Source organism: Methylobacterium cerastii (genome assembly GCF_022179125.1).
Lineage (GTDB): Bacteria > Pseudomonadota > Alphaproteobacteria > Rhizobiales > Beijerinckiaceae > Methylobacterium > Methylobacterium cerastii.
In genome coordinates this window covers 96,383-109,976 of the sequence record NZ_BPQG01000046.1, presented here as the reverse complement: position 1 = coordinate 109,976, position 13,594 = coordinate 96,383, and the positions used below count along the sequence as shown (strand labels likewise).

Annotated in this window: 6 protein-coding genes; 1 reads left to right on the top strand and 5 read right to left on the bottom strand. The window is 70.4% G+C overall.

The features are described 5' to 3' along the window. Positions 1 to 41: 41 nt before the first annotated feature. A complete protein-coding gene (gene clpB / locus MFF13_RS15360) occupies positions 42 to 2,672 on the bottom strand; it encodes an ATP-dependent chaperone ClpB (protein ID WP_238272477.1) in 2,631 nt (876 codons plus the stop codon). A gap of 203 nt (positions 2,673 to 2,875) precedes the next feature. On the opposite strand from clpB, the gene MFF13_RS15355 reads away from it, so the two are divergent. Next, a complete protein-coding gene (locus tag MFF13_RS15355) occupies positions 2,876 to 3,646 on the top strand; it encodes an MOSC domain-containing protein (RefSeq protein ID WP_238272476.1) in 771 nt (256 codons plus the stop codon). Positions 3,647 to 3,653: 7 nt separating this feature from the next. Here MFF13_RS15355 and MFF13_RS15350 read toward each other — a convergent pair whose 3' ends face one another. The 4 genes from MFF13_RS15350 to MFF13_RS15335 all read right to left on the bottom strand — a co-directional run bounded on the left by MFF13_RS15350 (position 3,654) and on the right by MFF13_RS15335 (position 13,365). Continuing rightward, the gene (locus MFF13_RS15350) at positions 3,654 to 3,899 is read right to left on the bottom strand and encodes a hypothetical protein (RefSeq protein WP_147763201.1); all 246 of its coding nucleotides are present in this window, start codon (positions 3,897 to 3,899) and stop codon (positions 3,654 to 3,656) included. Positions 3,900 to 4,102: 203 nt separating this feature from the next. Next, positions 4,103 to 4,312 carry a hypothetical protein gene (locus tag MFF13_RS15345; protein ID WP_238272475.1) on the bottom strand — a complete coding sequence of 70 codons (210 nt, stop codon included), beginning with the start codon at positions 4,310 to 4,312 and terminating at the stop codon, positions 4,103 to 4,105. 267 nt (positions 4,313 to 4,579) lie between these two features. Continuing rightward, on the bottom strand, positions 4,580 to 5,947 hold the full coding sequence (locus tag MFF13_RS15340; RefSeq protein WP_147763199.1) for an aminotransferase class I/II-fold pyridoxal phosphate-dependent enzyme: 1,368 nt from the start codon (positions 5,945 to 5,947) through the stop codon (positions 4,580 to 4,582). After that, positions 5,944 to 13,365, bottom strand: coding sequence for a type I polyketide synthase (locus tag MFF13_RS15335; RefSeq protein WP_238272474.1), 7,422 nt, complete (start codon positions 13,363 to 13,365; stop codon positions 5,944 to 5,946). The genes MFF13_RS15340 and MFF13_RS15335 overlap by 4 nt, the downstream gene beginning before the upstream one ends. Positions 13,366 to 13,594: the final 229 nt, after the last annotated feature.

Here is a 13,594-nt window from a genome sequence, read left to right as displayed (position 1 = left end):
CCGCTCGATCCGAGCGGCCGGGGCGGGGTGCGATCCAAACCTCAGTTCAGGGTCACCTTCTCGGGCCGCCGGCGCGGCTCGGGGGAGGTGCCGGCGATGACGAGCCCGGACGGGCCGACCCCGACCGGCACGCTTTCGCCGTCGTGGATCTTGCCCGACAGCAACAGCTCCGCCAGCGGATCCTGCACCGTCTTCTGGATCACGCGCTTCAGCGGTCGCGCCCCGTAGGCCGGGTCGTAGCCGCGGTCGGCGAGCCAGGCGCGCGCCTCGGCGTCCACGTCGAGGGCGATCTTGCGCTCGTCGAGCAACTTCTGCAGCCGGACGAGCTGGATGTCGACGATCGCCCCCATTTCCGCCCGCTTGAGGCGGTGGAACAGGATGATCTCGTCGATCCGGTTCAGGAATTCCGGCCGGAAGTGGTTGCGCACCACGCCCATCACGTCGTCCCGAACCGCGTCGGTGTCCTCGCCGTCCCGCTGCGCCACCAGGTACTCGGCCCCGAGGTTCGAGGTCATGATCAAAAGCGTGTTGCGGAAGTCGACCGTGCGACCCTGTCCGTCCGTCAGGCGCCCGTCGTCGAGCACCTGCAGCAGGACGTTAAAAACGTCCGGATGCGCCTTCTCGATCTCGTCGAACAGGACGACCTGATACGGACGGCGCCGCACCGCCTCGGTGAGCGCGCCGCCCTCCTCGTAGCCGACATAGCCGGGGGGCGCGCCGATCAGCCGGGCCACGGAATGCTTCTCCATGTACTCTGACATGTCGATGCGCACCAACGCGGTGTCGTCGTCGAACAGGAAGTTGGCGAGCGCTTTTGTCAACTCGGTCTTACCGACGCCGGTCGGCCCGAGGAACATGAAAGAGCCGATCGGCCGGTTCGGGTCCTGCAGGCCGGCGCGCGCGCGGCGGACTGCGGTCGAGACCGCCTCCACCGCCTCGCGCTGCCCGACGACCCGCTTGCCGATTGCGTCCTCCATCGCGAGCAGCTTGTCGCGCTCGCCCTCCAGCATCTTGTCCACCGGCACGCCGGTCCAGCGGGAGACGACGCCCGCGATGTGAGCCGGCGTCACCGCCTCCTCGACCATGCCGTCGCGCGCGACCGCGCCTTCGGCCGCCGCCTCGATCTCGGCGAGCCGCTTCTCCAGCCCGGGGATCACGCCGTAGGCGAGCTCGCCCGCGCGCTGATACTGGCCCTGCCGCTGGGCGGAGGCCAGGTCGTTGCGCGCCTCGTCGAGCTTCTTCTTCAGTTCGGCGGCGGCGCCGAGCTTGTCCTTCTCCGCCTTCCACCGCGAGGTAATGGTGGCCGACTGCTCCTCAAGGTCGGCCAACTCCCGCTCGAGCCGGGCGAGCCGGTCGCGCGAAGCCGAATCGGTCTCCTTCTTCAGGGCCTCGCCCTCGATCTTCAGGCGCACGATCTCGCGGTCGAGGTTGTCCAGCTCCTCGGGCTTCGAGTCGACCTGCATGCGCAGGCGCGAGCCGGCCTCGTCCATCAGGTCGATCGCCTTGTCGGGCAGGAAGCGATCGGTGATGTAGCGGTTCGACAGCGTGGCGGCGGCGACCAGGGCCGAATCCTGGATGCGGACGCCGTGGTGCTGCTCGTACTTCTCCTTGATCCCGCGCAGGATCGACACCGTGTCCTCGACGGTGGGCTCCGAGACGAAGACCGGCTGGAAGCGGCGGGCCAGCGCCGCGTCCTTCTCGACGTGCTTGCGGTACTCGTCGAGTGTGGTCGCGCCGACGCAGTGCAGCTCGCCGCGGGCGAGCGCGGGCTTGAGCAGGTTCGAGGCGTCCATGGCGCCGTCGGCCTTTCCGGCGCCGACGAGAGTGTGCATCTCGTCGATGAACAGGATGATGCCGCCGGCCGCCGCCGTCACCTCGGACAGCACCGCCTTCAACCGCTCCTCGAACTCACCGCGGAATTTCGCGCCCGCGATCAGTGCGCCGAGGTCGAGGGCGAGCAGGCTCTTGTCCTTCAGGCTCTCGGGCACGTCGCCGTCGACGATGCGCAACGCCAACCCCTCGACGATCGCCGTCTTGCCGACGCCGGGCTCGCCGATCAGCACCGGGTTGTTCTTGGTCCGGCGGGACAGCACCTGGATCGTACGGCGGATCTCCTCGTCGCGGCCGATCACCGGGTCGAGCTTGCCCTCGCGCGCCGCCTCCGTGAGGTCGCGGGCGTACTTCTTCAGGGCGTCGTAGGCGTTCTCGGCCGAGGCGTTGTCCGCGGTGCGGCCCTTGCGCAGGGCGTTGATCGCGCCGTTGAGCGAGGCCGGCGTCACGCCGGCAGAAACGAGCGCCTTGCCGGCCTCGGTGTCCTTCTCGACGGCGATCGCGAGCAGAAGCCGCTCGACGGTGACGTAGGAATCGCCCGCCTTCTCGGCGGCCTTCTCGGCGGTGTCGAACAGGCGCACGAGGTCGCGGGTCGCCTGCGGCTGGCTGGCGTTGCCGGACACCTTCGGCTGCTTGGCGAGCCACGCCTCGACCTGCGCCAGCGCGACGCGCGACTGGCCGCCGGCGCGGTCGATCAGGCCCGCGCACAGGCCCTCGGGGTCGTCGAGCAGCACCTTCAGCAGGTGGCCCGGCTGCAATTGGGGATGGCCCTCGCGCATCGAGAGGTTCTGCGCCGCCTGGACGAAGCCGCGGGCGCGCTCGGTGTATTTTTCAAAATTCATGCGTGTCTTCATCCTACCGCTTCGGCCTCCGCCGCCCTGGAAGGCACGGTGTCGGCCCGAGACGTTGCCTCCCCGGCGGAAACCACCGCAGAAAGCCCCGGCGCCCAAGGCCGCCGGTCACAGGGATGTGGTGTTGTAATTGCGCACCACAAGAGGGTGACGCCCCCTTGCATCCCGGCGAAGATCCGGGTCACGGTGCGGGCATGACGACGACGCTGTCCGCCCTCTACCGCTACCCCGTGAAGGGGTTCAGCCCCGAGCCGCTGGAGCGAACGGTGCTGGAGACGTCGGGTTACTTTCCCGGCGACAGGCTCTACGCCATCGAGAACGGCGATTCCGGCTTCGACCCGGTCGCGCCGCGGCACCAGCCCAAGACGAAGTACCTGATGCTGATGCGCGACGAGGCGCTGGCCCGCCTGCGCACGCGCTACGACGACGCCACGGCGACGCTCACCGTCGAGGCGGACGGCGAGACGGTCGTCGCCAAGCTCGACACCGAGGCGGGCCGGGCGACGCTGGAAGGCCTCATGCGGCGTCGGTTGCCCGACGCCCTGCGCGGGGAGCCGCGGGTGCTCGCGGCGCCGGAGCACACCGGATACCGCTTCACCGATTCGAAGATCGGATACGTCTCGCTGATCAACCTCGCGAGCGTCCGCGCGGTCGAGGAATACGTCGGCGCTCCGGTCGACCCGCTGCGCTTCCGCGGCAACCTCCACGTCGAAGGGCTCGCGCCCTGGGCCGAGCTGAAGATGGTCGGCCGCGTGCTGGAGGCGCCGAGCGGCCTACGCCTGAAGTTGACGAAGCGCACCGTGCGTTGCGCAGCGACCAACGTCGACCCGGTCAGCGGCGCGCGCGACCTCGACATCCCCTGGGCGATCGACGCGCATCTCGGCCACCGCGATTGCGGCGTCTACGCCGAGGTGATCGCCGGCGGCATGCTCGCCGTCGGCGACACCCTGACGGCGATCGGCTGAGGCGGGATCAGGACGACCGCCGCGCGACGAACACGGGTTCGCCCTCGGTGCGGCGGTGCTCGCAGGAGATCTTGAGATAGCGGTGGTCGCCGCCGGGCAGACCGGCCGCGGCGGCCATGGTCTGCGCGTGCATGACGCATTCCATCGGGGTGCGCGCCGGCGAGACGATGACGTCGAGCGCGGTCTCGCGGGAGCAATCCTGCGCCAGGAGCGTGCCGGCGCAGACGAGGGCAACGGACAACAGGTCGGACATGACGGACCTCGAGTTCGAGTGATCGACAGGTCCGCGGGGTGCTCGGGCGTTCGAGCCACCGCGTGTTTCTTGTCCGGGCGTTCCTCGTGACGACGTTTCTCTTGATGAGCTTCGGCTTGCCGACGTTGGGCTTGGTCGCGACGGTGTCTTTGCAGGGGCCGTGCCAGATCGACAGCATCGATCGTGGCTGTGACCTTGCCGCATCAGTCCCGGGCGGAGAGCCAGACAGGCTCGGGCTCGGACACCGGCATCAAGGCGGCGACCGCGTCGAGGTCGACGATGTAGTTCTCGGTCAGCAGGCGCCACATGTCGACGGGAGACGTGGCGCTGCGCTTCAGGCCATCCACCGCCTGGGCGAGCAGCCCAGTGTGGACGAGGGTGGGGCGGGTGAGGAGCGGATCGGAGTGCAGCATGGTCGGCGGTCCCTGGAAGACACCACCAAGGTCGCAGGACGTGGTTAAAGGACCGTTAAGCACAAAATCCTGAGATAGATCAGGCTAGGGACCGACCGCGGGTCTTAAATCGGCTGGAAGCAGTGTTCTGCGCTCAACCTACGGGTGTCTTGCAAACCAAAGGTCTGGATTGGCAAAATGCAGGTCGCGTCTCTGGAATTCCCTGCTGAAACGCAGAACGCCCGGGCTCGAGACCCGGGCGTTCCGAACATCTTATCTCGTGGATCGTCAGCTGCGCTTGGCCAGAAGCTGCTCGATCAGCGAGCCGCCCTTCTCGATGGCCGCGAGTTCTTCGGCAACCGCGGCCACCGTCTCGCGGATCTGCTCGGGGGTGTGCTCCGAGGTCATGAAGAAGCGCAGGCGCGAAGCGCGCTCGGGCACCGCCGGATGGATGATCGGCTGCACGTTGATGCCGCGCTTGTACAGGCGGTCGGACAGGGTCACCGACTTCAGCGAATCGCCGACGATCACCGGGATCACCGCGAGGCCCATGCTGGTGCCGGTGTCGAGCCCGCGCTTCTTGGCGCAGGCGAGGAACAGCGCGCCGTTCTGGCGCAAACGCTCCACCCGGTCCGGCTCCTCGTGCATCACTTCGAGGGCAGCCTCCGCGGCGGCGGCGAGCGGCGGAGACATGCCGACGCTGTAGACGAAGCCGCCGGCGGTGCACTTCAGGTATTCGATGAGGGTGGAGGCGCCGCAGACGTAGCCGCCGCAGGCAGAGAGCGTCTTCGAGAAGGTGCCCATCCAGATGTCGACCCGCTTGGGGTCGATGCCGGCATGCTCGAACAGCCCGGCGCCGCTGCGCCCGAGCACGCCGAGCCCGTGGGCGTCGTCGACCATCAGCCAGGCGTTGTAGCGCTCCTTGAGGGCGATGAAGCCGGCGAGGTCCGGCGCGTCGCCGTCCATGCTGTAGAGGCCCTCGATCACGATCAGGGCGCGGCGGTGCTCGTGCCGCGTCGCCTGCAGCAGGCTCTCCAGCGCGTCGAGGTCGTTGTGGGCGAAGGAGCGGCGCTGGGCGCCCGACAGCTGCGCGCCGGTGACGATGCTGTTGTGGATCAGGGCGTCGTGGAAGATCACGTCGCCGGCTTCGAGCAAGGCCCCGATGGTCGTGACGTTGGTCGCGTGCCCGCTCACCATCACGACGCAGGCTTCGGTCTGGTAATGCGCAGCGAGCGCCTTCTCCAGGCTGATATGGCCCGGCCGCTCACCAGCGACGACGCGGCTCGCCGACGACGAGGTGCCGAACTGGGTGATCGCCTCGCGCGCCGCATCCGAGATGCGCGGGTGTCCGTTCAGCCCGAGATAGTCGTAGGAGGAAAAGTTGACGAAGGACCGGCCGGCGATGCGCGTGGTCGCGCCGGCCTTGGTCTCGTGGACGTGGAAGAACGGGTTGTCGAGGCCGATCAGCTCGGCGGCTGAGCGCTGCAGGCGCAGCTCGCGATAGCCCGGAAGGCTCGCGAAATCCTGCACCGACGGGTCGCCGCCCTTCTCGGGCGCGCGCAGGGCCGTCGGCCGGGGCGCGTTGCGCCCGAGCCGGTTCGTCACGAAGCCCGCGAGCGCGGCGCGCCCACCGTCCGGCCGTGGCGATTGGGTCATGACAGGATCTCTTTACTCTCGAGGCTCTTTTTCTCGACGAGGTCCTGGAACGGCTGAAGCACCGCCGCGTCGACCTCGCTGCCGACGTGCCTGGAGGCGAGGCTCAAGGCAACGCCGGCAGCCTCGTCCATCGGCGCGGAAACCGCCTGAATTAAGGACTCCGACAACTCGTTCACGGTCATCCCCGACGAGAGGCCCGCGGGCGGCGAATCGAGGCCGAAGCGCTCCTGCAGGCTCGCGCCGAGCTCGACGCCCATCAGGGAGTCGAGGCCGATCTCCGAGAGCTGCCGCACGCGGCTGATGTCATCCTTGGGCAGGCGCAGGATCCGGGCGATGTCCTCGACGATCGCGTCGGACACCGTCTTGCGCACCGCGTCGACGTCGCCGCCCTTGAGCAGCGTGCCGATGCTGATCGCGGCCACCGCGCCGGCTTCCATCTGCTGGTCGGAGCCGAGGTCGTCGTAGCTCGGCGAGCGCATGGTCGCGAGGCGCTCGCGCGTCTTGCCCCAGTGCATCGAGGCGATGGCCAACACCGCGTCGTCGGGCGTCGAGCCCTGGGCGCCGAGCGCGTCGGCCATCAGGTCGAGGCAGCGGCGGGCCTCCATCGGCGTGACGCCGACGCGGCCGGCGAGGCCTTCCATCACCGCCTTGTTGCGGGCGAGCATGCCGACGTCGCCGATGGCACCCCAGGCGACGGCCAGCGCCGGCAACCCGCGGCGGCGGCGCTGGCGGGCCAGCCCTTCCATGAAGCCGTTGGCGGCGACGTAGGCGCCCTGGCCCGGGTTGCCGATGAAGGTGGTGGCCGAGGAGAACACCACGAAGTAGTCGAGCGCGCGCTCACGGGTCGCCGCGTCGAGGTTCTGCGCGCCGACGACCTTGGGGCCGATCACGGCGTCGAGGCCGGCGGCGTCGAGGTTGGCGATGAGACCGTCCTGCAGCACGGCGGCGGCGTGGATCACGCCGGCGAGCTTGCGGCCGGACGCCTCGACGCCGGCGAGCAGCGCGTCCACCGCAACGCGGTCGGTGATGTCGCACGGCGTCGCCTCGACGGTGATGCCGCGGGCGGTGAGATCCGCGACGACCGCCTTGGCCTCCTCCGTCTCCGCGCCCTTGCGGCCGACGAGGAGCAGGTTCCTGGCGCCGCGGTCGGCAAGCCAGCGCGCCGCCTCGCCGCCGAAGCCGCCGAGGCCGCCGGTGATCAGGTGGACGCCGTCAGTCGTGGCCACGAAGGGCGTGCTGCGCGCGGCGAGCACCCGGCCGGGCTTGGGCGGCGCGATCACGATCTTACCGACGTGACCCGATTGCTGCATCAGCCGGAACGCATCCGAGGTCTCGTCCGCGGTGAACGGCTGATAGGGCAGGGGCTTGAGGCCGCCGTCGTTAAACAGAGCCATCACCTCGCGGAACATCCGCGCGCCGTCCTCGCCCTGGTGCTGGAGCACCTGGTCCAGGTCGACGCCGAAGTAGCTGAGGTTCCGGCGGAAAGGGCGCAGGCCGATATGGGTGTTGGCGACGTAGTCGCGCTTGCCCAGCTCGATGAAGCGGCCGAACGGCTTCAGCGCGTTGAGCGAGCGTTCCATCGCCTCGCCGAACAGGCTGTTGAGGACCACGTCGACGCCGGTGCCGGTCAGCGCCCGGACGTCGTCGACGAAGGCGAGCGATCGCGAATCGAGCACGTGCTCGGCGCCGAGCGCCTTCACCAGGGCGCGCTTTTCGCGCGAGCCCGCGGTGGCGATGACGCGGGCCCCCTTCAGCTTGGCGATCTGAAGCGCGGCTAGGCCGACGCCGCCGGCTCCGCCATGGACCAACACCCACTCGCCGCGGCGCAGGCGTGCACAGGAGACGAGGCCGTAATAGGCAGTGAGGAACGCGACCGGCACGGTGGCGGCGGCCATCGGATCGAGGCCGTCGGGCGCCGGCGCGACTACGAGCTCGGGCACGACGATGTGGGTGGAAAAGCCCGACTGGGCGAAGGCCACGACCGGATCGCCGACCTTGAACGCCTTGACGCCGGCGCCCACCGCGACGACGCGGCCGGCGCATTCGAGGCCGAGGCGAGGTCCGGCGAAGCCGTCCTCCAGGATCTCCTCCGGCAGCATCGACAGCGCCCAGAGCACATCGCGGAAGTTGAGGCCTGTCGCCTCGACGGCGATCTCGACCTCGCCGGCCTCCGGAGCGCGACGGGTCGCCGGCCCCCAAACCATCTCATTGAGGCCGCCGGTGTTGCTGCGCTCCAGGCGCGCGGCCTCGGCCGGCACCGCCTCTGGATCGGTCCGCCGGGCGGCGTGGCCCGGACGGAAGCGGATCACCCGCGTGCAGTCGTCGTCGAGGACGATCTCGGTCTCAGGCGTGCCCGAGAGGATCAGGTCGCGCAGGCGCTCGGCGGAGCGCTTCGAGCCGATCTCGGGCGCAAGGTCGATGCGGCGCACGTCGAGCGTCGCGATCTCGTTGGCGAGCGTGCGGGAGAAGGCCCAGACCCCGGCCTCGACCGAGGCCGCCGACCCGCCGGCATCGCGGGTCGCGCCGGGGGAGACCACCCAGAGCTTGGTCGGGCGCGCGCCGAGATGCTCGGTGCAGCGCTTCAGGCTGAGGCACCGGTCGCGCAGCCGGGCGGCCGCGTCGCCGCCGCGGGTGAAGGCGCCGGCCAGGAACACCACCGTGTCCGGGGTCTCCCGCTCCAGCTCCAACAGGGACGCCTCGGAGTCGAGGATGATCGAGACGTGGACGCCGGCGGCCACGAGCAGGGTCGCGAGGGACGACGCGGTCTCGGCGGCGAACTCGTCGTCCGAGCCGATGACGAAGGCGAAGGTTTGCGCCGCCGCCTTACCGGGGCGGGGCGGAGCCTCGGCGACGAGCAGCAAGTCGTCGCCGTTGACGGAGGCCGCGCGATCGACGGCGACGCTGACGAGGCCGGTGGCGCTCAGCGTGCGCTGCCAGCCCGGGATGTCGTCGAGGCGGCCGACGGGCATGTCGCCCACGCCGGCCTCGAACCAACCCGGGATCAGGCCGAAGACGAGGTCGCGGAACAGCGAGGCGCCGGGCTCGACGGCGAGCAGCAGGCCGCCGGTGGCAAGCGCGTTGGCCAGCCGCTGCGGCAGGTCGCGGTCGCCGCGGTGCAGCGCGCCGCTGGCCAGGATCAGGTCGAAGCCGGCGGCGGGGAGGTCCTCGGCCGCCTCGATCACCGCGACGCCGCGGGGCAGGGCGAGGCGGGCACGCTCCGCCAGGCGACGATCGGTGTCGAACACGGTCAGGCGCGCCTCGGCCGTCTCGGCGAAGGCGGCGGCCTGGGCGGATAGCGGACCGAAGCCGACCTGCAGCAGGCGGAGCGCCCGGTCCTTCGGCAGCCTGTCGCGGCAGGCCTCGGCGATTCCAGCGACCACGTCGGCGGAAGCGCGAGCGGTGGCGCTGCGCAGGGTGAACGCGTCGAGCGCGTTCTGCGGCAGGCTCGGGGCCTCGGTCAGCGTGCCCGCGAGCAGGCGATCGACCAGGGCGCCGACGTCGGCCAGGAGCACCAGCTCGGCCGACAGCTCGGGATGGTCGGCCGCGATCCAGCGCATGATTTCGGTCGGCGCCGGCAGGGCGTCGCCGTCGCCGAGGCGCCAGCGCCCGCCATCCTGCTCGGCTAGGCCGCTGCTCTCGAGCGCGTAGAGGGCGTTGACCAGCCAGGGCCGCATCTCGGCGGGGACGCGCGCGTCGACGGTGACGGCGGTGCCCTGCTTGAGGCCGGAGGCGAGGCGGTAGGCGAGGGAGGTCGCCCAGCCCTCGAGCAGGAGGTGGCCCGGCGAAAGCGGGGCGCCGGACGCGGCCCGCGCGACCTTGGCGGACGGCTTCAACAGCGCGGCGATGCTCGAACGGCGGTCCATCGCGATCGCGGTCGGCTCGGTGGCCAGCTCCACCCCTTGCGTGATCGCGTAGGCCGCGAGGTCGCCGCCGCCCTTGGCGCGCAGGGCCTGGAAACGACCCTCGCGGATGGTGGCGACCACCTCGCCCTCGGTGTCGAGAATGGTGAAGTCGGCCAGGATCGAGCGCTCGTTGCAGCGCCGCGTCCGGATGACGGCCCGCGCGATCGAGGCGCCGGGGCGCAGCAGCCGGACCTCGCCGAAGCGGACTGGGATGTAGGCCTTGCCGGCGTTCTCGCCGAGCAGGTCGGCGAACAGCAGGATCAGGCCGTGGAAGCAGGCGTCGAGCCGCGCCGGCACCAGACCGTAGCGCGGGTCGGCCTCGGCGGGGACGAGGTCGGAGACGATGGTGACGTCGTCGATGCGTGCGCTCGCCGCGACCTGGCGGAAGCTCGGCCCGAAGCCGAGGCCGGCGGCCTCGGCGCGCAGGTAGAGCTCGTCGCCGGTGAGCACGTTCTCGGACGGCATCTCGACGTTGGGCCGGACCGGAGGGGCGAAGGTGCCCTCGACGATCTTGGCCGAGGCGTGCAGCTGCCAGGGCGACGGGGTCAGGCGCGGGCGGCTGAGGACCTGGACGGCGTTGCCGGAGCCGGCCATCCGCACCGCGACCTCGCGCAAGGCCTCCTCGCCGAACACCATCGGCGAGTGGATCTCGAACTCGGCGAGCACGACGTGGTCGCTGCGCAGGGCCTCGCGGACGGCGGCCAGCGCCATCTCGACGAAGCCGGCGCCCGGCATGATCGCCTGGCCCTCGATGCGGTGGTCGTCGAGTTCCGGGATCGTCGCGATGTCGGCGTAGCCGTGCCATTCCAGGCCGTCGACCTGGACGCGAGAGCCGATCAGCGGATGGTAGACCCGCGCCGTCGCGGAGCCGAGGCTTTCAGTGGTGTCGCCGAGGCGGAACGGGCGGCGCTGCCAAGGGTAGGTCGGCAGGTCCAGTGCGCCCGAAGGCGCGTCGCCGAATACGGTCGGCTCGTCCACGGCGGCGCCCTGGACCAGGGCGGCCGCCAGCGCGCGGGCGATCGGATCGCCGCCGCTGGCCTTCTTGTGCATGACGCCGACGGTGGCGTTGTCGATGCCGAGCGGCTCGATGGCGTCGCCGATATGCGACATCAGCGTCGCGCGCGGGCCGACCTCGACGAAGATGCGGGCGCCCTGGCGGGTCGCCTCCTGCACCGCTTCGGAGAAGCGCACCGGCTCGCGGATGTTGCGCCACCAGTAGGTTCCGCCGAACTGGGTCCCGTCGAGCACCGACCCGGTCACGGTCGAGACCATCTTCGTGGTGCCGGTCGAGGGCTTGAGGCCGGCGAGGTCGCGCAGCAGCGGCTTCTCGGTCGGATCCATGAACCGGCCGTGGAAGGCGTAGTCGAGGTCGAGCTTGCGCCCGCGCCGGCGCTTGCGCGACAGGGCCTTGAGCGCAGCGTCGATCGCGGCGACCGGCCCGGCGACGGTGACGGCCTTGGGACTGTTGTAGGCGGCGATGTCGAGGGTCGGGTAGTCCTTGAGGAAGCCTTCGACCTCCTCGGCCGGCATCAGCAGCACCGCCATGGTGCCCTGGCCGCGGGTCGTCTCCTGATGGTGGCTGCGGTAGAAGATCACCTTCACCGCCTGCTCGAGGCTCAGGATGCCGGCGGCTTCTGCCGCAGCGATCTCGCCGACACTGTGGCCGAGCACGAATTTCGGCGCGAGGCCGGCGGCACGCAACGCCGTGGTCGAGGCGCTCTGGATCGCGAAGATCAGCGGCTGCGAGACGCTGGTGAGCGCCAGGCGCTCTTCGAGGTCTTCGGCGTCGAGTGCCGCCTTGAGCGACCACTTCGAATACGCCGCGAACAGCGCGTCGATCCGGTCGAAGGCGGCGCGGAACGCCACGTTCTCGGCATAGGCCTCGCGGCCCATCCCGGCCCACTGGCTGCCGTTGCCGGAATAGACGAAGGCGACGTCCGCCGCCCGGTCGATCGCGGTGCCGGTGAGCGCGACCGCCGAATCCTCGGCCTCGCCGACGGCGCGGAGCTCGCCGGCGATGTCGGCCTTGCCGTCCAGCGTGATCGCAAGGCGGGACGCCAGGCGCTCGCGACGGTGTGCGGCGCCGGCCGCGATCCGGGCGGCCTCGGCGGCGTCGACACCGTCGAAGCGCTCGGCGTAGTCGAGGGCGAGTTCGTTGAGGGCGGCGCGGCTCTGGGCCGACAGCAGCAGGATCTCGGGCGCGCGGGCCGCGGAGGCCGCCGCGGCGACCGGGGCCGGATCGGTCAGCACGATGTGGGCGTTGGTGCCGCCGAAGCCGAAGGAGTTCACGCCGGCGAAGCGCTGGCGCGCGCCGCGCGGGATCGCCAACCCGGTCTGCACCACGTGCAGGTTCATCTCGGCGAACGGGATGTCGGGGTTGAGCTCGGCCGAATGCAGCGAGGGCGGCACGAGGTCGTGCTCGAGCGCAAGACTCGCCTTGAGCAGGCCGGCGAGGCCGGAGGTCGGCTCGGTGTGGCCGATATTGGTCTTGATCGAGCCGATCGGCAGCGGGCTCTTGCGGCCCTTGCCGATCTTGCCGCCGATGGCGGAGGCCTCGATCGGGTCGCCCACCGGCGTGCCCGTGCCGTGCGCTTCCATGAACGCCACGTCGTCGAGGTCGATCTCGGCCTCGCGGTAGACCTGCTCCAGCAGCGCGCCCTGCGCGTAGCCCGAGGGCAGCGAGATGCCGGTGGTTCGCCCGTCCGAGTTGACGCCGGTGGCGGCGATCACGCCGCGGACGGTCGAGCCGCCGCGTCGCGCGGCTTCCGCCGACTGCAGCACGAGCACCACGCCGCCCTCCGAGCGGACGTAGCCGTCGGCGGAGGCCGAGAAGGCCTGGCACAGCCCGGTGCGCGACAGCATCTGCGCGTTGGAGAAGCAGATGAAGTTGAACGGGCTCGCGAGCAGGTTGACGCCGGCCACGATCGCCGTGTCGACGCGGCCCGAACGGATCGCGGCCACCGCGTTGTCGAGGGCCACGAGCGAGGACGAGCACGCGGTGTCGACGGTGAAGCTCGGCCCCTTGAGGTCGAAGATGTACGAGATCCGGTTCGACAGGATCGAGAGCGTGTTGCCGGTGGCGGCGTAGGCGTCGCCCGACGGAACGTCGAGGATGCGAAGGTTGCCGTAATCGAGCGACGAGGCGCCGACGAACACGCCGATCGGGTTGCCGGCGACGTTCGAGGGCCGCATGCCCGCGTCTTCCAGCGCCTCCCAGGTCAGCTCGAGCAGGAGCCGCTGCTGCGGGTCCATCTGCTCGGCCTCGCGCGGCGAGATGCCGAACACCGCCGGGTCGAACGACCAGATGTCGTCGAGCACGCCCGCGGCCCAGGTGTAGCTCTTGCCGCGCTCCTGCGCCCGCGGGTGCCCGAACCGGTCGAGCGACCAGCGGTCGCCGGGGATGCGACCGACGGCGCAGCGCGCCTCCGTGAGCAACTGCCAGAGTCCGTCGACGCTCGGTGCGCCGGGAAGCCGGCAGGCGCGACCGACGATCGCGATGTCAGTGCGTTGTGTCACGTTTGATTCGCACACGCTCGTTAACGGAAAACGGATCGGGCATCGGCAGCACCGCGCTTCGAGGCGATGCTTAGTATGGCTCTAGATCGCTGTCCAACCTGAGGGAGGGACGACGGCATCGAAGAGGCCGGTTTGCGCTCGGCTGTCGTGAATGTTCATCAACCTAAGCTTTGCCGCAGACTGGTCACCGTCGCCATCTGAACCGTTCAAAACCGGTGAATTTGTGTTG

Excerpts from the sequence above, each read along its gene's own strand:
- clpB (WP_238272477.1), bottom strand. The coding sequence starts at position 2,672 with ATGAATTTTGAAAAATACACCGAGCGCGCCCGCGGCTTCGTCCAGGCG.
- MFF13_RS15355 (WP_238272476.1), top strand. The coding sequence starts at position 2,876 with ATGACGACGACGCTGTCCGCCCTCTACCGCTACCCCGTGAAGGGGTTC.
- MFF13_RS15350 (WP_147763201.1), bottom strand. The coding sequence starts at position 3,899 with ATGTCCGACCTGTTGTCCGTTGCCCTCGTCTGCGCCGGCACGCTCCTG.
- MFF13_RS15345 (WP_238272475.1), bottom strand. The coding sequence starts at position 4,312 with ATGCTGCACTCCGATCCGCTCCTCACCCGCCCCACCCTCGTCCACACT.
- MFF13_RS15340 (WP_147763199.1), bottom strand. The coding sequence starts at position 5,947 with ATGACCCAATCGCCACGGCCGGACGGTGGGCGCGCCGCGCTCGCGGGC.